Raw genomic sequence first — 26,694 nt, forward strand, 5'->3', positions numbered from 1 at the left:
GACGGTGCAGTTGCCGGCCCCCTCCTGCGGCCTCCGCCGCGTTCAGCCCTCCGGAACGGCCTTGAGGAGAAAGCCCGCGACCAGTTCGGTTTGTCCGGAATCCATCAGGGCGGGAGCATGGCCGCAGCCGGCGACGGTGACGAGCTGGGTCGCCGGGCGGCCGGCCATGGCGGTGGCGGTGCTCTCCTCCAGCAGGTCGCTCTCGGCGCCGCGCAGAACCAGGACGGGACAGCGGATGGCGTTCCAGAGGGCCCAGAGGTCCACATCCGCGACCGGCCCGGCCATGGGGGCGGCGATCGCGGGGTCGTAGTGCAGCACGGTCCGGCCCTCGGGCGTGCGGCGGGCGCTGGTTTCGGCCAGGTGGCGCCAGGCCGCATCGGGCAGGTTGCCGAAGGGGGCGTGGACCAGGCGGAGATGGGTCTCCACCTCCTCGATCCCCGCGAAGTCGTGGGACAGGGCGAGATAGGCCGCGATGCGCTGCAGGGCCGCGGCGGGGATGAAGGGGCCGATGTCGTTCAGCACCATCCGCCGGGGCCCGGCACCGGGGGTCGCGGCCACCGCCATGCCGATGAGCCCGCCCATGGAGGTGCCCACCCAGTCGTAGGGCCGGCCGAGCCGGGCCAGGAACTGGTGGAAGGCCATGGCGTAGTTGGGCACGGCATAAAGGCTGCCGTCGGGCAGCCAGTCGCTGAAGCCGCGGCCGAAGACGTCCGGGCAGATCACGCGGCGCCCGGCGCGGGCGAGGCGGGTGGCCAGGGCGTCGAAGTCCCGGCCCGTGCGGGTCAGGCCGTGGACGCAGAGAATGGGGTCGCCCTCCGGCGGCCCCCATTCGAACCAGCGCAGGGTCGCCTCCAGCGAGCCAAGGCGGGCGCGGAAGGCGCCCGGCCGGGGCTGCTCGCGGGGCGGCTCAGGCCGCGCCATCGGACCGCAGCTTCGCAATGGCGTCCGCGTCGAGGCCGAGGCGCGCCAGCACCTCCTCCGTGTGCTGGCCGAGCACGGGGGCGGCGCTGCGGTAGGAGGGCGGCGTGGCGGAAAGGCGCACGGGGTTGGCGATCACCTGCACGCGCTCGCCGCTGGCGTGGTCCATCTCCACGATCACCTCGCGCGCCTGCACGTGCGGATCGGCGAACACGTCCTTGAGGGTGTTGATGGGGCCGCAGCCGATCTTGGCCGCTTCCAGCGCCTCGACCCATTCCTTGGTGGTGCGGGTGCGCATCACGGGGGTGAGGGTGTCGGTGACGAGCTGGCGGTTCTCCACGCGCTTCGCGTTGGTGGCGAAGCGAGGATCGGCGAGCAGCGCCTCCTGGCCGGTGAGCTTGCAGAAGCGCTCAAAGGTCGGGTCGTTGCCGACCGAGAGAACGATGTAGCCGTCCTGCGAGGGAAACACCTGGTAGGGCACGATGTTGGGGTGCTGGTTGCCCAGCCGGGCCGGGTTCTCGCCGGTGGCCAGAAAGTTCATGCCCTGGTTCGCGAGCCAGGCGACATGCGTGTCGAGCATGCCGATATCGATGCGCTGGCCCTGGCCGGTGCTGTTGCGGTGGTTCACCGCCGCCAGCACGCCGATGCAGCCGTAGAGGCCGGCGAAAAGGTCGGCCACGGGGATGCCGACCTTCTGCGGCTCACCATTGATCTCCCCGGTGAGCGACATCACGCCTCCCATGGCCTGGATCAGCGCGTCGTAGCCGGGGCGCGGAGCATAGGGGCCGGTCTGCCCGAAGCCGGTGATGGAGCAGTAGATCAGGCGGGGGTAGCGGTCCTTCAGGTCCTCCCAGGCCAGGCCGTACTTGGCGAGGGCGCCGACCTTGAAGTTCTCGACGAGAATGTCGCACTCGGCGAGCAGCCGGTGGACGATCTCCTGCCCCTCGGGCCTGGCGATATCGAGCGTGACCGACTTCTTGTTGCGGTTCACGCCGACGAAATAGGCGCTCTCGGTGGTCTTCGGCACGTAGGGGGGCGCGAAGCCACGGGTGTCGTCGCCGGCGCCGGGGCGCTCGATCTTGATGACCTCGGCACCGAGGTCGCCCAGCATCTGCGTGCAGGTGGGGCCGGCGAGGACGCGGGTGAGGTCGAGCACCTTCAGCCCGGCCAGCGCGCCGGGCGCGAATTGGGGCGCCACGCTCAGGATGCCTTGGCCGGGCGCGTCTTGTCCTTGCGGACGGGCAGGGCCTTGGGCGGCGCGAGCAGGGCGTCGACGCCGCCCGAACGCACCACCGTGCCGCCGCGGGCGAAGGCCTCGTGGTTCCGCTCGATCTCGTCGCGCTCGTAGAGATAATTGACCATCAGTCCGTAGGATTCCTGCATGCCGCGGGGCGCGGTGTTGCCCAGCCAGTTGATCCGCTCGAGCCTTGCGCCGTTGCCGAGGTGGAAGCGCGCCACGGGGTCCATGCGCTCGCCCGGGCGCTCGCCGGTGCCGGTGAGGTACTCGGCGCAGAGCCGCATCAGGGGCGCGCGCAGCCCTTCGGCCCGGGCGGATTCGCGCCACCATTCCGGCTCGGAGAGCGGCAGCGCGAGCTCGCCGTCGGCGGCGCCATCGGCGATGCGCTTGTCCAGCCAGCGCCGGAAGCCGGGAATGGGCGAAAGGGTGGAGAAGCGGACGAGCTGCGGGAGTTCCGCCTTGAGGTCCTCCACCACCTGCTTGATCAGGAAGTTGCCGAAGGAGATGCCGCGCAGGCCCTCCTGGCAGTTCGAGATGGAGTAGAAGATGGCGGTATCGGCCTCCGCCGCCCGGGCCTCGGCGCCAGCCTCCCCTTCCGCCTCCAGCAAAGGCTGCACCGCGGCGGACAGGCCCTGCACGAGCGCCACCTCCACGAAGATCAGCGGCTCGTCCGGAAGCGACGGGTGGAAGAAGCCGTAGCAGCGGCGGTCGGCGGCGAGGCGGCGGCGCAGGTCGTGCCAGCCGGCGATCTCGTGCACGGCCTCGTAGCGGATGATCTTCTCCAGCACCGCGGCGGGCGTCTGCCAGTCGATGCGGCGGAGCTGGAGGAAGCCGCGGTTGAACCAGGAAACGAAAAGGTGGTGCAGGTCGGATTCCAGCGGCTTGAGCGCCGGCTCCGTCCGCATCTCCTGCAGAAGCTGACGGCGCAGCTCCACCAGGGCCGCGGTGCCGCCCGGGGACATGTTCATGCGGCGCAGCAGCTCCTGCCGCGGCGGCTCGGCGCAGCGGGACAGGTGGGCGGCGTTGGCCGGGCTGGGGTCGGACAGGTAGGCCAGCGCCGCCTCCCGCAGGGAGTCGGGCTTCGGGCCGAAGCTGGTGGCCATGAAAAGGTGGAACGCGGCGCGGTCGGCGGGGGCGAGGTCGCGCAGCGCGCCCATCACCTCCCGCGCGACGGCGGCGCCGGAGGCCTCCCCGCGCTCGGTCAGCAGGGCTTCCACCAGGCTCTTCGCGCGGTCCAGCGGGGGGATGGAATCGCTGGGGACGGAGGCGAAAAGGCGGCCGCGGTCGGCAATGGAGGACCAGAGCCGCTCGATCCAGGAGCGGGCGGCGGCGGGGGCGGCCTCGGCCTGGGCGTCCTGCTCGGGCGCCTCCCGGTCGACGGTCGTCACGGCCTCTGACATGTATCTCTCCGGTGCGGGGCCCGCGGCCATGGGGCCGGGGCGGGTCTGGCCCCCCGGTTCCGAGGCCGGGGCGCGATCGCCCGCAGATTGGCCGGGCGGGGCGAAGCGGGCAAGGCACGCTTCCGCCAGGGCGCCGGCGCGCTTGCGGCCCGGGGCCGGCGGGGGCACCCTCCCCCGCCTTTTCCGGAGGAAACACCATGCTCGACCGCCCGCATCCCACGCCAGAGGCGCCCACCACCGACCCCTTCGTGCTGGCCAAGGCGCTCTCCGGGCAGCACTTCATCGGGGGGCGCTACGTGCCGGCGCGCTCGGGCAAGACCTTTGCCGTGGTGAACCCCGCGACCGGCCAGGAGGTGGCGGCCGCGGCCGAGGGTGACGCCGCCGACGTCGACGCGGCGGTGCAGGACGCGGCGCGCGCCCAGAAGGAATGGGCCAGGACCCCCGCGCGCAAGCGCGGCGCGCTGGTGGCGCAATGCGCCGCCGTGATCCGCGCCCATGTGGAGGAGCTGGGCCGGCTGATCGCGCTGGAAACCGGCAAGGCGCTGCGCACCGAGAGCCGCGTGGAGGCGAACACCGTCGCCGACATCCTGGAGTTCTTCGGCGGCCTGGGCGGCGAGCTGAAGGGCGAGAGCGTGCCCTTCGCGCCCGACGTGCTGTCGGTGACGGTGCGCGAGCCGCTGGGCGTGGTGGGCGCCATCATCCCCTGGAACGTGCCGATGCTGCTGATGGCGCTGAAGGTCGCGCCCGCGCTGGTGGCCGGCAACGCCGTGGTGGTGAAGAGCGCCGAGGAGGCGCCGCTGGCGGTGCTCCGCATCTGCGAGCTGATGAACCGCATCCTGCCGGCAGGCGTGTTCAACATGGTCTCGGGCTTCGGCCCCGAATGCGGCGCGCCGCTGGTGGAGCACCCCAGGGTCCGCAAGGTGACCTTCACCGGCTCGGTCGAGACCGGAAAGATCGTCTACCGCGCGGCCGCGGAGAAACTGATTCCGGTGACGCTGGAGCTGGGTGGCAAGTCGCCCATGATCGTCTTCGCCGACTGCGACTTCGAGAAGACGCTGGCCGGCGCCATCACCTCCATGCGCTTCACCCGCCAGGGGCAGAGCTGCACGGCGGCCAGCCGCATCTACGTGGAGCGCCCGATCTTCCAGCGCTTCGTGGACGCCATGGCCGAGCGCGTGGACCAGATGGTGATGGGCGACCCGCTGGACGAGAGGACGGACATCGGCACCATCATCTCCGAGGGCCAGTTCGAGAAGGTGAAGTCCTTCATCGACGAGGGCGTGGCCACCGCCGGCGCGAACGGGCGCGCCTGCTCCGCCATGCCGACCGACCCCGCGCTGAAGAAGGGGCTCTTCATCCGCCCCTACATCTTCACGGGTCTGGACAAGGACAGCCGCCTGGTGCGCGAGGAGATCTTCGGCCCCGTCACCTGCGTGATGCCCTTCGACGACCCCGAGGCGGTGCTGGCCGAGGCGAATGACAGCGACTACGGGCTGGCGGCCAGCTTGTGGACCAACAACCTCAAGGTCGGGCTGAACCTGGCGCACAAGCTGGAGGCCGGGCTGGTGCAGATCAACCAGAACCTGGTGGTGCAGGCGAACCTTTCCTATGGCGGGGTGAAGTCCTCCGGCCTGGGCAAGGAGGCCTCGCTGGAGGCGATGCTGGAGCACTTCACCCACAAGAAGACCATCATGGTGAACATGGGCTGATGGCCCGGCCACCCCGGCGCCGGGCGCCGGGGTGGCCGTCATTGTGCTGACCGGCCGGTCATGATTAAGCTTTCTCCAGAATGGCGCACCCAAGCGCCCTCGGGAGGAACACGATGCCACCAACCCCCTGGCGCCTGCCACTTGCCTGCGCCCTGACCCTCGCGATCTCCCTGCCCGCCCTCGCTCAGCAGCCCGCGCCGGCCGCCGCGGCTCCCGCCGCCCCACCCTCCTGGGCCCAGGGCCGCGGCGCGGAGCAGGCGAACAGCCCGCTGGCGCCGCACTCGCCACGGCTGACCGCGACGCCCGCCGACCGCATTCCCGTCGATGCCATCCGGCTGCCCGCGGGCTTCCGCGCCGAACTCTGGGCGTCCGGCATGCCCGGCGCGCGCATGATGACGCGCGGCGAGGACGGCACCGTCTATGTCGGCACGCGCACCATCGGGCGCGTTTACGCGATCAAGGACGAGGGCGGCACGCGCACGCCGCGGGTGCTGGCCCAGCGCCTGGACAATCCAAACGGCGTGGCCGTGCGGGACGGCTCGCTTTACGTCATCGCGATCAACCGCGTGCTGCGCTACGACAACATCGCGCAGAACCCCAACGCGGAGCCCGTGGACCTGACCCAGGCCTTCGCGCTTCCGACCGAGGCGCATCACGGGTGGAAGTTCGCGTCCTTCGGGCCGGACGGCAAGCTGTACATGAACATCGGCGCGCCCTGTAACGTCTGCGACATCGACGAGAACAAGCATGCCCTGATCGTGCGCTTCAACCCGGACGGCTCGGGGCGCGAGGTGGTCGGGCGCGGCGTCCGCAACTCGGTGGGCTTCGACTGGCAGCCGGGCACGGGCGTGCTCTACGCCAGCAACAACGCGCGGGACTGGGTGAGCAACGAGGTGCCGCAGGACACGCTGCACCGGCTGAACCGCGTGGGCGAGCACCACGGCTTTCCCTTCTGCTCGGGCGAGGCCTGGCAGGACCCCGGCCATGCCGGGCGGGTGTGCTCAGAGTTCCCCGCGCCCGTGGCGATGCTGGGCTCGCACACCGCGCCGCTCGGCATGCGCTTCTACGGCGGCACCATGTTTCCCGAGAACTACCGCGGCCGCGCCTTCGTCGCCCGCCACGGCTCCTGGAACCGCGACGCCAAGAGCGGCTTCGACGTGGTGACCGTGACGCTCAATGCCGACGGCTCGCGTGGCACGGTGGAGCCCTTCCTGACGGGGCTGCTGGACAGCGGCGACAACAGCTTCAAGGGCCGGCCGACGGACGTGATGGTGATGCCCGACGGCTCCATGCTGGTGTCGGACGAGCTGAACGGCGCGATCTACCGCATCTCCTACGCCCGGTGACCGGGTTGCGGATGATGCTCGCGGGGGGGCTGGCGCTTGCGCTGGCCCTTCCCGCTTCCGGGACCCTTGCCGCCGATGCCGCGCGGGGCGCGGCACTGGCCGAGGAGCGGAACTGCGGCGCCTGCCACGGCGCGCGCGGCGTCTCGGCCATCGAGAACATCCCCTCGCTCGCCGGGCAGCAGCCGGAGTTCATCGCGCTGCAGCTCGTGCTGTTCCGCGAAGGGCTGCGCGACGTGCCGCCGATGGAGGCACCGTCCTCGGGGCTGACGGACGAGCAGGTGGAGGATCTGGCCGGGCATTTCGCCTCCCTCCCCCACGCGCCGCCCGAGGACCGGGCGCCGCGCAACGCCGAGGCCTTCGCGCGCGGCGAGGCGCTGGCGGGGCCGCTGCGCTGCGGAATATGCCACCGCGCCGACCTTTCCGGGCAGAACCAGGTGCCGCACATCGCGGCGCAGCGGGAGGATTTCCTGGCGGAGTCCCTGCGCGCCTATCGCGACGACAAGCGGCGCGGCTCGGACACGCAGATGAACGGCGTGGTGCAGGGGCTGAGCGACGCCGACATCGCGGCGCTCGCGCATTACGTGGCCCAGCGCTGACCGTCAGACCGCGGCCTTCGCCCCCATCTCGCGATAGGTGAAATCCGGGGGGGCCGCGGCCGCTTCCCGCACCGCGAGGTCCAGCAGATGGTGGTGGGGGGAGAGGGAGCAGGCGGGATCCGTGCTGGCGGCGTCCCCGGTGAGCGCGAAGGCCTGGCAGCGGCAGCCGCCCCAGTCGACCTCGGCGCGCTCACAGCCCCGGCAAGGCTCGGGCATCCAGTCGGTGCCGCGGAAGCGCCCGAAGGCTTCGGAACCGCTCCAGGCTTCGGCGAGCGATGTGTCCCGCACATTGGGAAAATCAAAGCCGGGCAGGCTTTCGGCGGCGTGGCAGGGCAGCACCTTTCCGGCCGGGGAAACAGCGAGGAAGCTGCGGCCCCATCCGCCCATGCAGGCCTTGGGGCGGTGCGCGTGGTAGTCCGGCACGACGTAGTCGATCACCAGGCGGCCGTGCAGGGCGCGACGCGCCTCGGCGACCGTTGCCGTTGCCGCGTCAAGCTGCTGGCGGCCCGGCAGCAGAGCGTCGCGGTTGCGGAGCGCCCAGCCGTAATACTGCACATGCGCCACCTCCAGCCGCCCGGCGCCGAGTTGCAGGGCGAGGTCGATCAGGGCCGGCAGGCGGTCCAGGTTCTGGCGGTGGACCACGGCGTTCAGCGTCAGGGGCAGGCCGGCTTCCCGCACCTCCGCGGCGAAGCGGAGCTTTCGCGCATGGCCCCCGGAAAGACCGCCGATGCGGTCGGCCGAGGCCTCTTCGGCGTCCTGCACGGAAAGCTGGACATGATCCAGCCCGGCGGCGGCCAATGCCCGCAGGCGCGCGGCATCGAGAAGCACGCCGGAGGTGATGAGGTTGCTGTAGAGGCCAGCGGCGGCGGCGTGCGCGACGATCTCGGCCAGGTCGCGCCGCGCCGCGGGCTCTCCGCCGGACAGGTGGAGCTGGAGCACGCCCAGGCTCGCGGCCTCCCGGAAGACACGGCCCCAGGTGGCGGCGTCCAGTTCCGCCGAGGCGCGGGAAAGCTCCGTCGGATTCGAGCAGTAAGGGCAGCGCAGCGGGCAGCGGTGGGTGAGTTCCGCGAGCAGGCCGAGAGGGGCGGGCGGCGCGGTCACGCCGCCACCACGCCGCGTCCCGCAAGGTCGCGCAGAAGGGCGAGCACGTCCGCCTCGATCGCCGGGCGCGGGGCGTCGTAGCGGGCGGCGAGATCGTCCACGATGGCGTCCACGCTGCGGGCACCGTCCAGCAGGCGGAGAATTTCCAGTGCGATCTCGTCGGGCACGAACAGGCGTTCGGGGCCGATCACCACCCAGCGGGCGCGCGTGGCGTCCTCGCGCAGGCGCATGCCCCGGGCCAGGCGCAGGACGGTGGCGCCCTCCACCGTCATGCCGGCGCGGCCGTGAGCGCTTCGGGCACGAAGGCGCCGGGGGGCGGCAGGCCCGGGGAAACATAGGCGTGGTGCAGGGCGTCGAGCTGGGCCCAGAGAAGGTCGCACTTGAAGCGCAGCGCCGCCATGACCTCCTCCTGCTGCGCCCGCGTCCGGGCTTCCCGCGCCACGTAATCGAGCGCGAAGGCGACGTCCTGCGGCGCCTGGGTCAGGCGCGGGGTGAAATAGGCGAGCGTGTTCTCGTCCACGAAGTCATAGGCGCGGAGCATGCCGCTGACCCGCTCGGAGATGATGGCGGGGGAGAACATCTCGGTGAGCGAGGAGGCAACGGCCTCCAGCACCGTGCGCTCGCGGACGAAGTGCACATAGGCGTCCACCGCGAAGCGCGTGGCGGGGAGGAGACCGGCCAGGGACGTGACATAGGCTTCGTCCAGCCCCAGGCCGCCGGTGAGGCGGAGCCAGCGCTCCACGCCGCCGGGCTTGCTGCCGTCGCCGTCATGGTCCTCCAGCCGCCGGCGCCACTCCCGCCGGAGGTCCGTGGTGGGCAGCCGGGCAAGGAGGCTGGCGTCCTTCGCGGGGATGCTGGCCTGGTAGTAGTAGCGGTTCAGCGCCCAGGCCTGGACCTGCCCCTTGTTGAGGTGGCCACCGTGAAGCAGCCGGTGGAAGGGGTGAAGGCTGTGGTAGCGCTCGGCGCCGATCGCGCGCAGGCGGAATTCCAGCTCCTCGCGCGAAAGCGGGGGTCCGCTCATGCTGGCCCGGCGCGGACGGCCGGCGGGGTGGGCTGCACGAAAAGTTCCATTCCGTCCTCCGCGACCTCCCATCCGGCGGCCCCAGCCAGCGCGCGCTCCGGGCTGTCGGCGAGGAGAAGGGGGTTGGTGTTGTTGAGATGAACCAGGACGCGCCGGCGCACGCCGAGATCCCGGAAGGCGGCGATCACGCCGCCCGGCCCGTCCACGCTCATATGGCCCATGCGGGCACCGGTTTTCACCCCTGCGCCGGTGCGCTGCATCTCGTCGTCGCGCCACAGGGTGCCGTCGAACAGCACAAGGGCCGCACCACGGAGACGCTCGCACAGGGCCGGGGTCATGGCGGCACAGCCCGGGATGAAGAAGGCGGGCGGGGCATCGCCCGCGCGGATCGAAAGGCCGATCGTGCTGCCCTCCTCCTCGTGCCCGGGATCGGCGCCCTCCTCAAGGAAGAGCGGGATCTTGCCTGGCACGGAGAAGGCCTCGACCGTCAGGCCCAGAGACTCTCCGGCCGCGTCCTCCAGTTCCGTCTCGCCCACGGCGAGCGGCCGGCGGGGAACGAGGCCGGGATCGAGGGCCCGGAAGATGGGGTTCGCCGCGAGCACCGCCAGCGCCTGCGGCGCGGCGTAGAGCGCGAAGGGGTGGCGCTCCCGGAGCGAAAGAAGGCCGGCCACCGTGTCCACCTCCGCCCCGGTCAGCACGGCGGCGGCGATGGGGGAATGGCGGACCTGCCCGGGCGCGGGGTGCGGGTGAAGGGCTGGGGTGGCCGCGATCTGGGCGGTGAGTTCCGGCGCGGCGTTGAGCAGAACCCATCGCCGCCCATCCGCGCTGGCGGCCAGGGAACACTGGGTGCGGGGGCGGGCGGCAGGATCACCGGCGCGCGCGCGCAGGCAGCCCGGGCCGGCGGAGTTCCATTGCGGAAACCCACCGCCCGCCGCCGAGCCAAGCACGATCAGCCGGAGCATGGCATCCGGGGCATGAAGGGTTCGCGGTGGTCGAAGCCCCCGGCCTGCCGGCCGGGGGAGAACGGCATCAGACCTCGGCGCAGGCGTAGGAGTTGATTTCCATGGCAACCGAGATCTCGACGATCTTGGGGGTCTTCCAGGTCATTGCGTTCTTCCTCATTGTTTGGCTGGGCGGGTTGGCGCCGCCTCCATTCGGGCGGATTTGGCGGCCCGCGTCAACGGCAATGGCGCCGCGCCTTACACGACGCGGCGGAGCGGGCGCGCGAGAAGCAGAAGCGCCGCCCCGGCCAGCACCAGCGGAATGGCGGCCAGCGACCAATCATGCCGGGCCATGGCGGCGATTGCGAGGGGCGCGACGACCGAGCCGGCATTGTTGCACTGGACCAGGAGGCCGAGCGCCGGGCCGGTGAGCGAGGGCGAGCCGACCGAGCGCGGTGCCAGCGCGAAAAGCGAGGCGGGAACCACCCCGCCGATGCCAGAACCCAGCAGGGCCGCCGAAAGGGTGAGCGGAAGGGAGAAAGGCAGAGCGAAAGCCCCGGTGGACAGAAGGGTCATCGCCGCCCCCGCCGCCATCACCAGCCGCGCGGGGTGGCGCCCGGCCCGCAACAGGGCGCCCGCCAGGAGGTTGCCGGCGATGTTGGCGGCCGCCGCGACGGCGCCGGCGATGCCCGCGAGCGACAGCGGCAGCCCGAAACCCGCGACGAGCCGGGCGGACAGGAAGCTCGCGATGCCGAAGTACACGACCGCGTAGCAGGCGAAGGCCAGCGCCACGAAGACCGGAAGGCGCGCCTGCCAGAGTGCCGCGACCTGATGGAGAAGGCGCCCTTGCGCCGCGATGGGGCGCCCGGCGGAGCGCGGGACCCGCGAAAGGCAAAGCAGCGCCGCCGCCCAGGGCAGCGCGGCGGAGAGGGCCCATGCGACGCGCCAGCCAAACTGCTCCACGAGGGGTGCCGCCAGCAGGCCGAGCGCGATGCCCGTCGGCATGAAGGCGCTCCAGAGCGTCATGGCCAGCGCCCGGTCCGGCGCGGCGGCGCGGGCGGCCACGAGGGTGGGGGCGGAAACGATCACCGCCAGGAAGGCCGCGCCCTCCAGCCCGCGCGCAGCGTAGAGAAGGCCGGGCCCCGGTGCCAGGGCGGCGGCGATGCCCGCGGCGCCGAGCGCCCAAAGGCCGGCCAGAAGCACCCGCCGCACCCCTGCCCTGGCCGCGAGAAGCCCGGCCGGCAGCCCCGCCGCGGCGGCCACGAGGGCGAAGACCGAGATCAACCCCGCCGCGCCGGCCAGACCGATGCCGAAGCCCTCCCCGATCGGGATGAGGGAGGGGGCGACCTTGCCGAATTGCAGGGCGGCCGCCACGCCGGCCGCCACAAGCGCGCCGATCTCGGACCAGCGCGTGGGCGCTTCAGCCATCGCGCCCGGCGGCGAAGTACCAGGCGATGGAACGGCGCTCGACCCAAAGGAAACCGCGGTTCAGGGCATAGCCGAGGAAGGCGAGAACGAGAACGGCGGCATACATCTCCTCCGCCCGGCCCGCGAACTGCATGAGCACGAGATAGTGGCCCACGCCCTGCTCCCCCGCGATCATCTCCGCCACCACCGTGGTGACGAGCGCGAGTGCGAGGGCCACCCGCAGCCCGGCCATGACATAGGGCAGGATCGCCGGCAGCGTGACGCGGAACAGGCGCCGCCAGCCCGGCACGCCGAAGGTGCGCGCCATGGCGATCTGGTCGGCCTCCACCGCGCGCAGGCCCTGCGCGGTGTTCGTCAGTAGTGGGAAGAAGGCGGAAACGGCCGCCACCGTGATCTTCATGCCGTTGTCCAGGCCGAGGAACAGCACCAGCGGCGGGATGACGGCCGGGATGGGGATGGGGCGGATCAGCTCCACCGTGGGCCCCAGGACCCGCTGGGCCAGGGTGCTGGCGCCGAAGAGGAGGCCCGCGGCGATGCCGGCGATCGTACCGGCGGCCAGCCCCGCGAACATGCGGGCGAGGGTGGAGCCGACGAGCATCGGGATCTCGCCCGACACCGTGTCCCGCGCCAGCGCCGCCGCGACGCGCGACAGCGGCGGCCAGTTGGGACTGTCCACCATGCCGGTCCGTGCCGAAACCTCCCACAGAAGGAACAGGCCGAGCACCAGCCACACGCCCGAGCTGGGGCGGAACCCTCGGGTCGCCGCGAGGACGCCGCCCGCCACCTCAGGCCTTCGCCGTGCGGAAGATGAGTTCGGCCGGCGCGGGATAGCGGCCGCCCAGGCCGAACTTCGTCATGGTTGCGATCATCTCCGCGATCTCGGCGGTGGTGACCTCCTTGGGATAGGCGGTGAAGGCGACCTTCTGCAGCCGCTCCAGCGGCACGCGCGTGAAGTTGGCGACAAGCTGCAGCAGCTCGGGCTTGCCGGCGGCCGCGTTCACCCAGTCCGTGCCCCTGTGCAGGGCGCGCACGAAGCGCTCGAAGACCTCGCCGTTCTTGTCCAGGTCCTCCTTCATGGCGACGTACTGCGCGATGGAGGAGGAGGGCGCGGTTTCCTGGATGATCCAGCCGATGCGCTCCAGCTTGTCGCCATGCGTCTCCAGGGCAGAGGTCACGAAGGGTTCGCTGAACAGCCCGGCGTCGATCTGGCCCCCCGCCAGGGCGTCCGCCATCTGCGGGAACGGCACCTCCACCGTCGTGACGCGCTTGAAATCGCCGCCGGTCTTGTCGATCCAGGCCATGCCGCGCAGCCAGACGATGTTGTTGCGCGTGTTGGAGGCGACGCGCTTGCCCTCCAGCTGCTTGCCGGTGGTGATGCCGGAGCCCTTGCGCACCAGGATCGCCATGGTGTCGGGCGGCTGGGCGAGCGAGCGCGCGGCGCCCGAGATGAACCGGAAATCCAGCCCCTCCCGCACGCCGAGCAGGGCGGAGACGGTGTTGGAGAAGGTGACGCGGTACTGCCCCGCGACGAGGCCGGGCAGCCCCGTCGCGCCGCCGGCGGTGGAGGAGGTGTCCACTTCGATGCCCTCGGCCGCGAAGTAGTTCTGCGCGATGGCAGCGTGGAGCGGCGCCACGTCGAGCACGGGAATGACGCTGACGCGCATCTTGGTCAGAGCCTGGGCACGCAGCGCGGGCGCGGCCAGGGGCAGGGCCAGCGCTCCGCCCATGGTCGCGCCGAGCGCGGCGCGGCGGGTGAACTCGGTCATTCTCGTTGTCTCCTCACTTACAGGTTGCGGGTCTGCCAGTGCAGCGCGCGCGCTTCCGCCCAGGCGAAGAGGGCGTTCAGCGCCAATCCCACCAGCGCCAGGATCACCAGCCAGGCGTACATCTGGCGGATCAGGAAGGAGCGCTGCATGTCCAGGATCAGGAAGCCGAGCCCCCCCTGCCCCGTCAGCATCTCCGACAGCACGGCGATGATGAGCGCGAGGCCGAGGCTGGTCCGCATTCCCGCCAGGATGAAGGGCAGTGCCGCCGGCAGCACCACGTACCGGAGCGCCCGCGCCGTTCCCCAGCCATGGGTGCGCGCCGCGTCCAGCAGCACGCGGTCCACGCCGCGCACGCCTTGCAAGGTGTTCACCAGCACGGGGAAGGTGACGGCCAGCGCGACGGAGGTGATCTTCATCGTGTCGCCGATGCCGAGGAACAGCATGAGCGGCGGCACGAGCGCCGATTTCGGAAGCGGCCGGACCATTTCCACCAGCGGTTCCAGCAGGCGGTAGGCGGGCGCCCACCAGGCCATGGCGGTGCCGAGCGCGATGCCGATCCCCGATCCGATGGCAAAACCGATAAAGACGAGGCGCAGCGTGGAGGTGAGCGGCCCCAGGACCTCGCCCGAGGCGACGAGGTCGCTCAGCACATCCCAGATGGCGGAGGGCGGCGGCATCAGGGCGCGGCGGATCACGCCGGCATTCACCGCCCATTCCAGGGCGGCGATGAGCAGCGCGAGGAACAGCAGGCCGGGAAGGAGGCGAAGGAGCTTCTCAGGCCGCATGGGCGCCCCCGGGGGCATGCCGGGTCAGTAGGGCATCCAACAATTCGTGCCGCAGTTCGAGGAAGCGGGGCGTCTCGCGCACCTCCACGGCGTCGCGCGGGCGGGGCAGTCCGGTTTCCACGATGCGGGCGATGGTGGAGGGGCGCTTGGTCAGCAGTGCCACGCGGTCGGACAGCGCAACCGCCTCCTCCACGTCATGCGTGACCAGCACGACGGTCAGGCCGCGCTTTTCCCATAGCTCCAGCATCAGGCGGTGGAGGTCGAGGCGGGTGAGCGCGTCCACGGCGCTGAAGGGCTCGTCCAGGAGCATGATCTTCGGCTCGGCGGCAAGGGCACGGGCGAGCGCCACGCGCTGCTGCATGCCGCCCGAGAGCTGCCAGGGAAAGTGGTCCCCGAAGCCGGTGAGGCCGACGGCCGCGAGCTGGATGTCGGCGGCCTCCCGCGCCTGGCCCTTCGACACGCCCGCGCGGTGCTCCACGGCGAAGGCAACGTTGTCGCGCACCGTCCGCCACGGCAGGAGCGAGCGGCCGTATTGCTGGAAGACATAGACGGCTTCCGGCGGCGGCGCGCTGATGCGGCGGCCAGCGACCCGCACCGTTCCGGCGGTGGGCGGCATCAGCCCCGCGGCGATCTGCAGCAGGGTGGACTTGCCGCAGCCCGACGGCCCGAGGATCGAGAGGAACTCGCCGTCCCGCACGGAAAGGGTGATGCGATCCATGGCGAGCATGGCCGGCCCGCCACGCGAGGGGAAGGATTTCTCGACCGCCTCCAGCTCCAGGATCGCCATGACCACCGTTTCCTAGAAGAGTTCGAAGTATTCGCGCTGTTCCCAGTCCGAGACCTCCGCCTCGAAGCGGGCGATCTCGGCGCGTTTCAATCGCAGGAACCAGTCGATGACGCCCGTGCCGAAAGCCTCGCGCGCCGTCTGGTTGCTGTCCAGCGCGTCCAGGGCCTCGGCGAGGTTCCGGGGAAGCAACGGTGCCTCCATGTCATACGGAGCGTCGGCGGGCGGGCCGGGCGCGCGGGCGCGCTCGATGCCGTCCAGGCCGAAATGGAGCTGGGAGGCCATGTAGAGGTAGGGGTTGGCCGCGGGCTCGCCCACGCGGTTCTCCAGCCGCGTCGCGCGGTCCCCGGGGCGGCCGAGGGCGCGCACCATGACGCCGCGGTTGTCGATGCCCCAGACCGCGCGGTCGGGCGCGAGCGACATCGGGCGGTAACGGCGGTAGCCGTTGATCGTGGGCGTGGAAAAGGCCGCCGCCGCCCGCGCGTGGTGCAGCAGGCCTCCGAGATAGTGGCGCGCGGTGTCGGACAGCAGCGCGCCCCCCTCCCCCACGAAGGCGTTGCGCCCCGTGGCGGCGTCACACAGCGACTGGTGCAGGTGCCAGCCGGAGGACATCACGTTGGGGATGCGCGGACGGCACATGAAGCTGGCATGGTAGCCGTGGCGCCGGGCCACCTGCTTGACCGCGGAGCGGAACAGGATCGCGGTGTCGGCCGAGGCCATGGCGTCCTGCGCGTCGAAGGTGAACTCCACCTGGCTCGGCCCGTACTCCACCTCCATGGAGCGCAGCGGCAGCTCCAGGGACTCGAGCGCGTGGCGCAGGATCTCCAGCACGGGGTCGAGCGCGTCGTAGCGGCTCTCCGTCAGGTAGTTGTAGCCCTGGGTCAGCAGCGCGACCGCGGGCGGCGTGCCGGGCTGGCCGGCATCCTCCGGCGCGAGGTGCGGGTCGAGCAGGCGGAACAGGTGGAACTCCAGCTCCACACCGGTGGTGAGGCCGAAGCCGAGACCGGCGGCGCGCGACAGCGCCCGGCGAAGCTGGTGGCGGGAGGACAGCGGCACGGGCCGGCCATCGGCGAAATAGGCGTCGCAGAGCATCCAGCCGGTGTGCGGCGCCCAGGGCAGGACACGGAAGCTGGTGGGGTCGGGCAGCAGCAGGAAGTCGGCCGCACCCTCCATCTCCTTCATGCCCAGCGCCCCGCCGGCGGAGAAGACGGGCCAGGCCGTGCGGTGGGCGCTGTCCTTCAGCAGCATGGTCGTTGTCATGGCGATGCCGTCGCGCAGCGCGCGCGCGGCATCGGCCGCGACAACCGTCTTGCCGCGGAGGATCCCGTGCTGGTCGGGCCAGGAGAGGCGGAGCACGCCGATGCCCTCGGCCTCGATCCGCCGCAGCACATCCTGGGCCTGCCGGCGGGCGTCGTCGCCACCGATCCCGTGCTGGTCGGCGAAGCTCATGCGGGGATTGGCGTTCACTCGGCGGCGAGCGTCAGCGCGGGCGGAGCCCAGGGGGCCTGGGCACGGCGGCGGGCGACGGCGTCGCGCCAATGCGCCTCCCAGCCCTCGGTGGGGGCCATGCCGTCGATGGTGGCGGGGCCGGTCAGCCGTGCGGCCTCCTCCTCCCCGATGGCGAGCAGCGGCGGGCGGCCTTCCTCCACCGCGGCCATGGCGCGCAGCAGCAGGCGGCGGTTGGCGGCGATGGCCTTGTCGGTGGAGGCCAGGTTTTCCCGCGTGCGGTCCTGGATGGCACCCTGGCTTTCCACCGCCCACTGGTCGTGCGTGTTGATGTCGTGGCCCATGCCCGTATAGGTCTGGCTGGCCTGCTCCTGCGGGTCGAAGCCGTATTCGTTGGTCCGGTTGCGGCGCGGCAGGTAGTCCGGCAGGGCATAGGTCTCCAGCCGCTGGGCACGCATGCGGGCGTGGTCCACGGGCGCCGCGAAGCTGGTGAAGATGGCCACCCAGTAGCAGCGCGTGTCATCCACCGGGACATGCCACTGGGTGATGGTCATCTCCGCGCTCATCGGGATCACGAAGGCCTGGGGGAAGTAGAGGTTGGTGACCCGCACATGCGTCGTCGCGTCGCTGATGCGGCGCAGCGCGGTGAGGCGCAGGCCGTAGTCCGTGCTCTCCACCTCGATCCGCGGGCGCGGGAACTCGCGCAGCACATAGGTCATCGGCAGGTCCGATCCGTCGGAGGCGCCGCGGAACTGCTTGCCATAGGCGGCGCCGGCGTCCTCGTCCTCGAAGAAGCGGTGCAGGAAGGAGGCGTGGGCGGGGTCGATGCCGACCTCCAGCGCCTGCAGCCAGTTGCACTCGATCAGGCCCTTGAAGGCGAAGGTGTGGGTGTCGGGCGCCACGAAGCAATCGAAGGCGGGCAAGGCGGGGGCTTCCCCTTCGCCCAGCCAGGCGAAGACGATCCCGGCGCGGACCTGCACCGGATAGGAGCGCGCACGGATGCGCTGGCAGAGGGTGCTGCCCTCGGGCTCGGCGGGGGTGTCCAGGCAGCGTCCGTCGGCGGCGAAGAGCCAGCCGTGAAAGGGGCAGCGCAGCCCGCCATCCTCCAGCCGGCCATAGGCGAGGTCCACGCCGCGGTGCGGGCAGGCGCGGTCGATCAGGCCGAGGGTGCCGGCCTCGTCGCGGAACAGAACGAAGTCCTGGCCCAGCGCGCGGATCGGGCGGACGGGGCGCGGGCCGTCCAGCTCCTCGATCAGCGCCACCGGCTGCCAGTAGCGCCGGAGCAGCCCGCCGCCAGGGGTTCCAGGGCCGACCCGGGTCAGGCGGTCGTTCATGTCCGCGCTCATCATGGTGGCCAAGCCCCTGCTGTGTCCGATGACCGAACCGCCGTTCGATGCGCGGGCGGATGGTAGGATAGGCCGCGCGCCCGGCGCAACGGGCCGTCCACGTCCCCTCCTCCGGCGGGGCACCGGCCGCCCGGGATCGTGCTCGCGGTGCTGCCGAACTCCCCGCCCGCTCGGCCGTTCTTCGAGGCCAGCATCTTGGCGGTGGAGGTTCGGTGCAACAGCACGCGCCAGCGAGGAACGGCCCGTCGAAAGGTACCCCGGGTGGCCATTCGGGCGGCAAGGGCGGCGGGGATCCGGAGATCGCTGTGCTGCGGGCGGCTCTGGCCGAATCGCGCGCGGAGGCGGCAGGGCTTGCGCTGCGGTTGCGCTCGGCCGAGCGGCAGGCGGCGGCGGGACGGGCTCTGGCCTCGGCCCGTCTGGCCGCCTCGGACGAGGACGATCGTGCCCTGGGCGCGGCACTGGGCGACCTGTCCGCCTTCGCGGCCGAGCTCGAGGACGCCAACGCGGCGCTGGCGCAGGAGGTGGCGGAACGTCGGGCAGAACTGGTCGCCATCGACGCCGCCCTGCGCGAAAGCGAGGAGCGGGTGCGGCTCGCGCACCGCCACGCCGGGGCGGGATCCTGGGACTGGAACATCGCCGAGGGGACCATGAGCTGGTCCGAGGAATACCGGGAGCTGCTGGGCCTCGAGCGTGACGCGGAAGCCTCGTTCCCGGCCTGGATGGAGGGGATCCACGCCGAGGACCGCGCGGCGGTGGAGCGTGCCGTGCGCGGCTGCCAGGAGCAGGCGGCGCCGGACTGGGAGGTCGAATACCGCACGCGGCACCCGCGGCGGGGCGTCCTCTGGCTTTCGGGGCGTGGGCGACTCCAGCGGGACGCGGCCGGCGCGCCGCTGCGGCTGGTCGGGCTCTGCATCGACATCACCGCCCGCAAGCGGGCCGAGCTCGCGCTGCGCGACGCCAACGAGAATCTCCGGCGCGAGGTGGAGCGCGAGGTGGCCGCGCGCGAGGCCGCCCAGGCGCGGTTGACCGAGACGCTGAAGCTGGAGGCGCTGGGGCGGCTGACGGGCGGGGTGGCGCATGACTTCAACAATTTGCTGGCCGTGGTGACCGCCGGGGCCTCGCTGCTGGCCAGGGCCGAGGACCCGGCCCGGCGGGCGCGGCTGACCGCCAGCATCGCGGCGGCGGCCGAGCGCGGCGCGGACCTGACCCGGCGGTTGCTGACCTTTGCCCGCCGCCAGGCCCTGCGGCCTGAAGCGGTTGCGCTGGGCCCCTGGCTCAGGGAGATCGGGGCGCTGCTGTCGCGCTCCCTCCGGGCCGATCTGGCGGTGGAGATCGATGCGCCCGACGACCTCTGGCCCGTGCACGCCGATCCCTCGGAGATGGAGTTGGCGGTCACCAACCTGGCCCTGAACGCGCGGGACGCGATGGAGCGCGCGGGCGTGCTGCGGATCGCGGCGCGCAACGTGACGCTGGATGGGACGGAGGAGCCGGAGGGGCTGCGCGGGGACTTCCTGCGGCTCGAGGTGTCCGACACCGGCACGGGCATGTCCCCCGAGGCCGTGGCACGGGCGTTCGAGCCCTTCTTCACCACCAAGTCCGGTGGCGGGGGCGGGCTCGGCTTGGCGCAGGTCTATGGCTTCACGCGGCAGAGCGGGGGGGCGGCCCGGGTGGGCAGCCGCCTCGGGCACGGGACCTGCGTAACGCTGCTCCTGCCACGGGCTTCGTCCGAGGCGGCCGAGGCGGCGCGGGCCTCGCTTTCCGCCCGGGCAGGCGCGTCGGAGGCGGCGGAGAACACCGCCCTGCGCGTCCTGGTGGTGGAGGACGACGAGGCTGTGGCGGCGCTGGTGCTCGACATGATGCAGCACCTGGGGCACGCCGCCGTGCGGGCGACGGGGGCCGCGGATGCACTGGGGAAACTGGCGGGCGGGCTGGAGGCGGACCTGGTCTTCACGGATGTCCTGATGCCCGGCGAGATGGACGGGCTGGACCTGGCGCGGGCGATCGAGCGCGAGCGGCCGGGCCTCAGGGTGCTTCTGACCAGCGGCTATGGCGGGGCGCCATCCCGCGTGGCGGCGGCGGGGCTGCCCCTGCTTCGAAAGCCGTATGACCTGCAGGGGCTGCGCCAGGCACTGGCCCTGGCGGTGCGGCACTGAGGGACGGGAGCGCGGCGCGCCCTTGGTCCTTCGCGCGGGCGGGGGCCATATGGCCGGCATGCCTCTGACACCCGGGCCGTCCCGGCCTCCTCACCGAACTCTCCTGCGCTGGCTTGGCCGCGCCTTCCTCGTGATCCTCGCGCTGCCCCTTCTGGCGGCGATCGGCGCCGGGGTGCTGCTTTGGGTCACCCAACCCGGCGACGCCGAGGTGCTGAAGCTGGAGGGACTTTCCGCTCCCGTGGAGATCGGGTTCGACGCCCGTGGAATTCCCCGCATCCGGGCGGCGAATGAACGGGACGCGGCCATGGCGATGGGCGCGCTGCACGCGCGGGACCGCCTGTTCCAGATGGAGATGACGCGGCGCGGGGGTGCTGGCCGGCTGAGCGAGATCGCCGGCTCCTCCACCCTCCGCCTGGACCGCTTCATGCGCACCCTGGGCCTGCGCCAGCGCGCCGAGGAGGACCTGGCCGCCTTGCCCGGCCAAGCGCGCGAGCTGCTGGAGGCCTATGCGGCGGGGGTGAACGGCTGGGTCGCGGCCCATGGGCGATACACCGCGCCCGAATTCATCCCATTCGGCCAGCCCGAGCCCTGGCGGGCCGCCGACAGCCTCCTCTGGGGCAAGGTGATGGGGCTCTGGTTGTCGGGCAACTGGCGGACGGAGACCGAGCGGGCACGGCTCGCGACGGTGCTTTCGCCGGAACGTCTCCGGCAGCTCTGGCCATCGGACGACAGCGCCGGCCGCCCGGACCTCGCCGCGCTCCCCACACCCGAGAGGCTCGCTGGCCTGCTGGCGGCGACGCCGCGCTGGGGCGAGGACGCGCCGCTTCCGGAGTCGGCCTCCAACGCCTGGGCGGTGGCGCCGTCCCACTCGGCCAGCGGCGGCGCGCTGCTCGCCTCGGACCCGCACCTCGCGCTTGGGGCGCCCGCCCTGTGGTACCTCGTCCGGATCGAGCTGCCGGAGGGACGCTTCCTGGCGGGGGCGACGGCGCCGGGCGTGCCGATGGTGGTGATCGGCCGCAACGAGCGGCTGGCATGGGGCTTCACCACCACCCATTCGGACACGCAGGACGTGTTCATCGAGCGCCTGGCGGGGCCCGACGCCTACGACACCCCCGATGGTCCGCGGCCCTTCACCGTCAGGGAGGAACGGATTGCCGTGCGGGGCGGCGAGGAGCAGGTGCTGCGGGTGCGGGAAACGCGGCACGGGCCGGTCATCTCCGACCTGGACGAGACACCGCCCGAGGGCAGCGTGCTCGCGGTTTCCATGGCCAGTCTCGCGCCCAGGGATACCCAGGCGGCGGGGCTGCTGGCGCTGAACCGCGCCACCTCGATCGAGGACGCCCGCGGCGCGGCCTCCCTCATCGCGTCCCCCGCGCAGAATCTGATGGTGGCGGATGCGGCGGGGGACATCGCGATGTTCCTGACGGGGCGGACGCCCCTGCGCGCGGCCGGGGACGGCTCCATGCCGGTGCCGGGCTGGGACGGCGCGCATGACTGGACGGGATGGGTGCCCTTCGAGGCCATGCCGCATGTGGTGCGGCCCGAGGGCGGCGTGCTGGCCAATGCCAACAACCGCGTGCAGCCGCCGGGGGCGCAGCCCTTCCTCGGGCGCGACTGGTTCGGCGACTGGCGCTTCCGGCGCATCGGGGAGATGCTGCGCGCCCGGCCCCGGCACACGTCCGCCGACTTCGCAGCCATGCAGGCCGATGCCGTCAGCCTCTTCGCGCGCGAGATGATGCCGCTGCTGATGGCACCGCCGCGGCCGGAGGGCATGGCGGGCGCCGCGCGCGACCTGATCCAGGGTTGGGATGGCGCGATGCTGCCGGAGCTGGCCCAGCCCTTGGTGTTCAACGCCTGGACCCGCGAGCTGGGCCGTCTGGCGCTGGCCGCGGGCGGTGTGCCGGAGGGCGCCTTCGGCGCCGGGCCGGAGTTCCTGCGGATGCTGCTGTCCCCCGAAGGAGCGGGCTGGTGCGGCGAGGGCGGCTGCGCCGCGCTGTCGGGCCGCGCGATGGAGGCGGCCGTGGCCGGGCTGGCCGAGCGCCTCGGGACGGAGCCCGCGAACTGGCGCTGGGGCGATGCTCACCGGGTGCGGCTGGAGCACCCGCTGCTGCGCTTCGTGCCGGGGCTGGCCGAGTGGACGCGGATCGAGGCGCCGACGCCGGGCGATGGGGAAACGGTGAACCGCGGCGGGTTGGCCCGGGACTTCTCCCATGTCCACGGACCGGGGCTTCGGATCGTGATGGACATGGCCTCCCCGGACGGAGTCATGGCCTCGATCGCCACGGGGCAGTCGGGCAACCCCTTCTCGCCGCACTGGCGCGACATGAACGCGGGTTGGGTGGCGGGCAATCCGGTGCCGCTCGGCGCGCGGGCGCCGACGGTCGCGGTGCTGAAGCTGGTGCCGTGATGGAAAGAAGCCGAAACCCCGGCGGAGGCGTTGCGCTAGCCATGGACGGCGGCCCCGGTTCGGCCGAGAGTGGAACCCGAATGCTGCACCGTGCCCAACGACGCCCGCAGTTCTTCTACACCACCGCTCCCCTGCCCTGCCCCTACCTGAGCGGGAGGACGGAGCGAAAGGTCGTGACCGAGCTTTCCGGCCCGGAGGGCGAGGCACTGCACGACCGCCTGTCCCGCGCGGGGTTCCGCCGCAGCCACAACATCGCCTATGCGCCGGTTTGCCCGGGCTGCCAGTCCTGCATTCCCATCCGGATCGTGGTGGACGACTTCGCGCCGGGCCGCACGCATCGCCGCGTGCTGAAGGCCAACTCCGGGGTGGTGGCCCAGGAGGTGCCCGCACGGGCGACGGCGGAGCAGTTCGCGCTGTTCCAGCGCTACCAGCGCGCGCGGCACCGGGACGGCGACATGGCCGCCATGGGCTTCTACGACTATCGCGCGATGGTGGAGGACACTCCGATCACCACCATGCTGATCGAGTTCCGCGAGGCGCCGGACCGGCTGATCGGCGCCTGCCTGACGGACTGGCTCAAGGACGGCCTTTCCGCGGTTTACTCCTATTTCGAGCCGGACCATGCGGGGCGCTCGCTCGGAACGCTGGCCATCCTGCACCTGGTGGACCGGGCGCGGGCGCTTGGGCTGCCCTATGTGTACCTGGGCTATTGGGTGCCGCAGAGCGCCAAGATGGCCTACAAGGCCGGCTTCAAGCCCAGCGAGATCCTGACCCATGGCGCCTGGCACCCGCTGCGCGACGGCGTCCCGCCGATCGCGGAGCTGGTGCCGGAGAGCGTCGCCTAGCGCTGATCTTTGCGCGGCGGCCGCCGGCTGCGAGGGACCGGGAAAGAAGGGGTTCCTTCCTCGCCACCGTCTGCTGACGTGTTCTCCCGCCGCCTCGCTGCGTTTCGCGCGGTGCGCCTCAGCTTCGCGAGAGGCCAGCAGAACTTTCCTTCGGCTCAACGCCTCCGCTTCAGCTTGCTGCGTCTGGAAGCCCAGCCTGCCGGCAAAGGACGTCCGGCCGGCACGGTGGCCGGTCCGCAAGCCGCGGGAACCGGCGGATCAGGGCCGCTCAGCTCTCCCGCGCCGCGAAGGCGATGGCCGCCGCCGCCTCCTCCGGGCTTGGCTGCGAAGCGCGTGTCCACGTCACGCGTTCCTTCAGGACGCGCATCGGCACGCCGCCAACGAGGGTGCAGGGCGCCACGTCCCGCGTGACAATGGTGCCGAGCGCGACGATGGCGCCGCGTCCGATGGTCACGCCCCGGCCCACGACCACATCCGCTCCGATCCAGGCATGAGGACCGATGCGGATGCTGGCGGGAGGGTTCAGCGCGCCCGACGGCTGATCGAGCGAGACGATGCCGTGGCTGTCGCTGGTGCGGAGCTGGACGCGGTAGGACACCATCGCGTCGTCGCCGACGACGATGCTGCGCCGCGGCCCCTCCACCAGGCAATCCGCCCCGTTCACGGTGAAGTTCCGGCCGAGGAAGAGCGCGCCCTCGTGGTGGCGGAAGGTGGCGGTGACGTGCAGCGTGCCGCGGCCGTTGCAGACCAGGAGATGCCCGTTCCCCTCGAAGCCGATGCTGCCGGCCAGCCTGCACTCGGAACCCAGCACCACGATGCCGCCTGCCCGGCCGTTGAGGCGGAGGCGGAGATTGTGTCCGCCCTGCCCGCCGTCGAGCAGGATCAGGTTCCCTTCCCCGCCCGCGCCCTCGACATGGATGCCGAGCGCGGCCAGTGCCGCAAGATCCTCCGCCCCGGTGCCGTGGACGCGGGCTGCACGCAGGTCGGGAAAGCCATGGTCGGGCGGCGCGGCGTCGAAGAAACCATCCCAGGCCGGATGGCCGAGGATGGCGCCAGCCAGAGCCTCGCGATCCCGGCCCGGCATCACCCGTCGAAGCGGTTGGACTTGGGGAAGCCGTTGGGCGGCATCTTCCCGGCGCCGCCGCGGTTGCCGCGCCAGGGGGCCAGCGCCGTTTCCGTGCGCGTGCGGCCGCCGAGCTGCCAGGTGAGGCCATCGGCCTTGGCGAAGACCTTCACGTCCGACAGCTTGCCGTCGCGGTAGCCCTGGAGTGCGACGCCGCGCCCGCGCGTCATCTCCGGCACCTGCTCGAGCGGGAAGACCAAGAGCTTCCGGTTTTCCCCGATCACCGCCACCGTGTCGCCCTCCACCGGGGCGCAGGCGACGAGGGTGTCGGGGGAATCCACCACCAGGATCTGCTTGCCCGTCCGCTTCTCCGAGAGAAGGTCCTCGGACTTGCACATGAAGCCACGGCCCGTGGCGGAGGCGAGCAGGAAGCGCTGGCCCTCGCGGAACACGAAGGCGGACAGGATGGAGTCCTCGTTCCCGAGCTCCACCATTAGCCGCACGGGCTGGCCGTCACCCCGCCCACGAGGGATGGAATCGGCCTTGACCGTGTAGGCGCGGCCATTGGAAGCGAGCAGGCCGATGCGGTCCGTGGTTTCGGCATGCAGCATCAGGGCGAGGCTGTCGCCCTCCTTGAAGCGGAGCTCCACCGTGGGCTCGATGTGCCCCTTCACCGCGCGCAGCCAGCCCTTCTCGGACAGGATGATGCTGATCGGCTCGCGCTCGACGAACTGGGCCTCGTCGAAGGCAACGGCCACGGCCTCGGTCTGCATCGTGCGGCGGTCGCCCAGGGCGCCGGAGCCGAACTTCTGCCGGGCCTCCTCGATCTCCTCGCCGATGCGGGTCCACTGGGCCTTATCGCTGGAAAGCAGGCGCTGGAGGCCCTTGAGCTCCTTGGTGAGCTTCGTGTGCTCGCGCCGGATCTCCATCTCCTCCAGCTTGCGCAGCGCGCGCAGCCGCATGTTCAGCACGGCCTCGGCCTGGTTGTCCGTCAGGGCGAAGGTGCGGATCAGCGCTTCCTTGGGGTGGTCCTCCTCGCGGACGATGCGGATGACCTCGTCCAGGTTGAGGTAGACGATCAGGTAGCCGTCGAGGATCTCCAGCCGGCGCTCGATGGCGGCCAGCCGGTGCGAGGAACGGCGCACCAGCACCACCTGCCGGTGGTCCAGCCAGGCGCGCAGCACCTCCCGCAGGCCCATCACGCGCGGCGTGCGCGAGGCGTCCAGCACGTTCATGTTGAGCGGGATGCGCGATTCCAGCGGGGTCGCGCGGAACAGGCTTTCCATGAGCATCGCGGGCTCGATGGTGCGGGTCTTGGGCTCCAGAACCATGCGCACCTTGTCGGTGCTCTCGTCCCGCACGTCCGCCAGGAGCGGAAGCTTCTTGGCCTCCAGAAGCTCGGCGATCTGCTCGATCAGGCGGGACTTGCCGACCTGGTAGGGGATCTCGGTGACGACCACCTGCCAGGTGCCGTTCTTGAGCTTCTCCACCTCCCACCTCGCGCGCAGGCGGAAGCCGCCGCGGCCGGTCTCGTAGGCCTGGAGGATGCTGTCGGCGGGCTCCACCATGACGCCGCCCGTGGGGAAGTCCGGGCCGGGCATATGGGCCAGCAGCTCGGCCGTGGTGGCGCCCGGGTTGCGGATCAGTTCGAGGGCGGCGGCGCAGGCCTCGCCAGCGTTGTGCGGCGGGATGGAGGTGGCCATGCCCACCGCGATGCCGTTGGAGCCGTTGGCCAGCAGGTTCGGGAAGGCCGCCGGCAGCACCACCGGCTCCTGCTCCTCGCCGTCATAGGTGGGACGGAAATCGACGGCGTCCTCGTCGATGCCGTCCAGCAGCGCCTTGGCCACCTCGGTGAGCTTGGATTCCGTGTAGCGCATGGCGGCGGCGTTATCGCCGTCGATGTTGCCGAAGTTCCCCTGCCCCTCCACCAGCGGATAGCGGGCGGCGAAGTCCTGTGCGAGGCGGACCAGCGCCTCGTAGACGGAGGTGTCGCCGTGCGGGTGATACTTGCCGATGACGTCGCCGACGACGCGCGCGCACTTCTTGAAGCCGCCGGCGGGATCCAGCTTGAGCTGCTGCATGGCCCAGAGAAGCCGGCGGTGAACCGGCTTCAGCCCGTCCCGCACGTCCGGCAGGGAGCGGGACATGATGGTGGACATGGCATAGGCGAGGTAGCGCTCGGACAGCGCGCCGGCGAGCGGGGTCTCGTTGATCCGGCCGCCTTCGGGGATGGTCTTCAGGTCATCGGGCATGGTCGGCAGGGCCCTGTTCTCTCTTCGTTCCAGCGCTCCCTTTTCTAGCAGGGTGCGCGCCGCGGCGCCAGGGGATGAGGGCTCCGCACAGGTTCGGGTTGCGGCCGGGCAGCGGCAAGGTTAGCACCGTCGCAACGAAGCGGAGGGTGT

At 71.8% G+C, this 26,694-nt stretch carries 23 protein-coding genes; 6 read left to right on the forward strand and 17 right to left on the reverse strand.

The window, feature by feature from the left end:
- Positions 1-42: 42 nt before the first annotated feature.
- The 3 genes from ACFFIC_RS23995 to ACFFIC_RS24005 are packed head-to-tail and all read right to left on the reverse strand — an operon-like array spanning position 43 to position 3,555.
- Positions 43-921 carry an alpha/beta fold hydrolase gene (locus ACFFIC_RS23995; protein WP_377055120.1) on the reverse strand — a complete coding sequence of 293 codons (879 nt, stop codon included), beginning with the start codon at positions 919-921 and terminating at the stop codon, positions 43-45.
- On the reverse strand, positions 908-2,116 hold the full coding sequence (locus tag ACFFIC_RS24000; protein WP_377055122.1) for a CaiB/BaiF CoA transferase family protein: 1,209 nt from the start codon (positions 2,114-2,116) through the stop codon (positions 908-910). Before ACFFIC_RS24000 ends, ACFFIC_RS23995 begins: the two co-directional genes overlap by 14 nt.
- Positions 2,117-2,118: 2 nt before the next feature.
- Complete coding sequence (locus ACFFIC_RS24005) at positions 2,119-3,555, reverse strand: malonyl-CoA decarboxylase (protein ID WP_377055124.1); 1,437 nt, start codon at positions 3,553-3,555, stop codon at positions 2,119-2,121.
- Between the two features lie 197 nt (positions 3,556-3,752).
- On the opposite strand from ACFFIC_RS24005, the gene ACFFIC_RS24010 reads away from it, so the two are divergent.
- The 3 genes from ACFFIC_RS24010 to ACFFIC_RS24020 all read left to right on the forward strand — a co-directional run bounded on the left by ACFFIC_RS24010 (position 3,753) and on the right by ACFFIC_RS24020 (position 7,206).
- On the forward strand, positions 3,753-5,264 hold the full coding sequence (locus ACFFIC_RS24010; protein WP_377055126.1) for an aldehyde dehydrogenase family protein: 1,512 nt from the start codon (positions 3,753-3,755) through the stop codon (positions 5,262-5,264).
- A 113-nt stretch (positions 5,265-5,377) separates the two neighbouring features.
- Positions 5,378-6,610, forward strand: coding sequence for a PQQ-dependent sugar dehydrogenase (locus ACFFIC_RS24015; protein ID WP_377055128.1), 1,233 nt, complete (start codon positions 5,378-5,380; stop codon positions 6,608-6,610).
- Positions 6,611-6,621: 11 nt separating this feature from the next.
- A complete protein-coding gene (locus ACFFIC_RS24020; RefSeq protein WP_377055130.1) occupies positions 6,622-7,206 on the forward strand; it encodes a c-type cytochrome in 585 nt (194 codons plus the stop codon).
- Between the two features lie 3 nt (positions 7,207-7,209).
- Here ACFFIC_RS24020 and pqqE read toward each other — a convergent pair whose 3' ends face one another.
- The 12 genes from pqqE to ACFFIC_RS24080 form a co-directional block, all read right to left on the reverse strand.
- Positions 7,210-8,307 carry a pyrroloquinoline quinone biosynthesis protein PqqE gene (pqqE, locus tag ACFFIC_RS24025; protein WP_377055132.1) on the reverse strand — a complete coding sequence of 366 codons (1,098 nt, stop codon included), beginning with the start codon at positions 8,305-8,307 and terminating at the stop codon, positions 7,210-7,212.
- Positions 8,304-8,579: a pyrroloquinoline quinone biosynthesis peptide chaperone PqqD gene (gene pqqD / locus ACFFIC_RS24030; RefSeq protein WP_377055134.1), complete on the reverse strand. Its 276-nt coding sequence runs from the start codon at positions 8,577-8,579 to the stop codon at positions 8,304-8,306. Before pqqD ends, pqqE begins: the two co-directional genes overlap by 4 nt.
- Positions 8,576-9,328 carry a pyrroloquinoline-quinone synthase PqqC gene (gene pqqC / locus ACFFIC_RS24035; protein ID WP_377055136.1) on the reverse strand — a complete coding sequence of 251 codons (753 nt, stop codon included), beginning with the start codon at positions 9,326-9,328 and terminating at the stop codon, positions 8,576-8,578. Before pqqC ends, pqqD begins: the two co-directional genes overlap by 4 nt.
- Positions 9,325-10,290, reverse strand: a complete 966-nt coding sequence (gene pqqB / locus ACFFIC_RS24040) for a pyrroloquinoline quinone biosynthesis protein PqqB (protein WP_377055138.1) — start codon at positions 10,288-10,290, stop codon at positions 9,325-9,327. The genes pqqC and pqqB overlap by 4 nt, the downstream gene beginning before the upstream one ends.
- Positions 10,291-10,357: 67 nt before the next feature.
- Positions 10,358-10,450, reverse strand: a complete 93-nt coding sequence (pqqA, locus tag ACFFIC_RS24045) for a pyrroloquinoline quinone precursor peptide PqqA (RefSeq protein WP_377055140.1) — start codon at positions 10,448-10,450, stop codon at positions 10,358-10,360.
- A gap of 77 nt (positions 10,451-10,527) precedes the next feature.
- Positions 10,528-11,697, reverse strand: a complete 1,170-nt coding sequence (locus ACFFIC_RS24050; protein WP_377055142.1) for an MFS transporter — start codon at positions 11,695-11,697, stop codon at positions 10,528-10,530.
- A complete protein-coding gene (locus ACFFIC_RS24055) occupies positions 11,690-12,481 on the reverse strand; it encodes an ABC transporter permease (RefSeq protein ID WP_377055144.1) in 792 nt (263 codons plus the stop codon). Before ACFFIC_RS24055 ends, ACFFIC_RS24050 begins: the two co-directional genes overlap by 8 nt.
- Before the next feature lies 1 nt (position 12,482).
- On the reverse strand, positions 12,483-13,463 hold the full coding sequence (locus tag ACFFIC_RS24060) for an ABC transporter substrate-binding protein (RefSeq protein ID WP_377055146.1): 981 nt from the start codon (positions 13,461-13,463) through the stop codon (positions 12,483-12,485).
- 17 nt (positions 13,464-13,480) lie between these two features.
- Positions 13,481-14,248: an ABC transporter permease gene (locus ACFFIC_RS24065; RefSeq protein ID WP_377055148.1), complete on the reverse strand. Its 768-nt coding sequence runs from the start codon at positions 14,246-14,248 to the stop codon at positions 13,481-13,483.
- On the reverse strand, positions 14,238-15,035 hold the full coding sequence (locus ACFFIC_RS24070; RefSeq protein WP_377055150.1) for an ABC transporter ATP-binding protein: 798 nt from the start codon (positions 15,033-15,035) through the stop codon (positions 14,238-14,240). The genes ACFFIC_RS24065 and ACFFIC_RS24070 overlap by 11 nt, the downstream gene beginning before the upstream one ends.
- Positions 15,036-15,047: 12 nt before the next feature.
- Positions 15,048-16,481 (reverse strand): glutamine synthetase family protein, encoded by a 1,434-nt coding sequence (locus ACFFIC_RS24075; RefSeq protein WP_377055152.1) that lies wholly within the window; start codon positions 16,479-16,481, stop codon positions 15,048-15,050.
- A 14-nt stretch (positions 16,482-16,495) separates the two neighbouring features.
- On the reverse strand, positions 16,496-17,812 hold the full coding sequence (locus ACFFIC_RS24080; protein WP_377055154.1) for a Rieske 2Fe-2S domain-containing protein: 1,317 nt from the start codon (positions 17,810-17,812) through the stop codon (positions 16,496-16,498).
- Between the two features lie 317 nt (positions 17,813-18,129).
- Here ACFFIC_RS24080 and ACFFIC_RS24085 point away from each other — a divergent pair, with 317 nt between their 5' ends.
- From ACFFIC_RS24085 to ACFFIC_RS24095, 3 genes are all read left to right on the forward strand, one after another.
- The gene (locus ACFFIC_RS24085; protein WP_377055156.1) at positions 18,130-19,977 is read left to right on the forward strand and encodes a PAS domain-containing hybrid sensor histidine kinase/response regulator; all 1,848 of its coding nucleotides are present in this window, start codon (positions 18,130-18,132) and stop codon (positions 19,975-19,977) included.
- A 58-nt stretch (positions 19,978-20,035) separates the two neighbouring features.
- Positions 20,036-22,384: a penicillin acylase family protein gene (locus ACFFIC_RS24090; protein ID WP_377055158.1), complete on the forward strand. Its 2,349-nt coding sequence runs from the start codon at positions 20,036-20,038 to the stop codon at positions 22,382-22,384.
- Positions 22,385-22,464: 80 nt separating this feature from the next.
- Entirely contained in the window at positions 22,465-23,229 is a 765-nt protein-coding gene (locus ACFFIC_RS24095) for an arginyltransferase (RefSeq protein WP_377055160.1), read from the forward strand.
- Positions 23,230-23,497: 268 nt separating this feature from the next.
- Here the strand turns inward: ACFFIC_RS24095 and ACFFIC_RS24100 are convergent, their stop codons facing one another.
- Together ACFFIC_RS24100 and parC are read right to left on the reverse strand one after the other, a co-directional pair.
- Entirely contained in the window at positions 23,498-24,313 is an 816-nt protein-coding gene (locus ACFFIC_RS24100) for an acyltransferase (protein WP_377055162.1), read from the reverse strand.
- Entirely contained in the window at positions 24,313-26,544 is a 2,232-nt protein-coding gene (gene parC, locus ACFFIC_RS24105; RefSeq protein ID WP_377055164.1) for a DNA topoisomerase IV subunit A, read from the reverse strand. Before parC ends, ACFFIC_RS24100 begins: the two co-directional genes overlap by 1 nt.
- Positions 26,545-26,694 lie beyond the last annotated feature (150 nt).

Source organism: Muricoccus vinaceus, from assembly GCF_042433125.1.
Classification (GTDB): domain Bacteria; phylum Pseudomonadota; class Alphaproteobacteria; order Acetobacterales; family Acetobacteraceae; genus Roseomonas; species Roseomonas vinacea.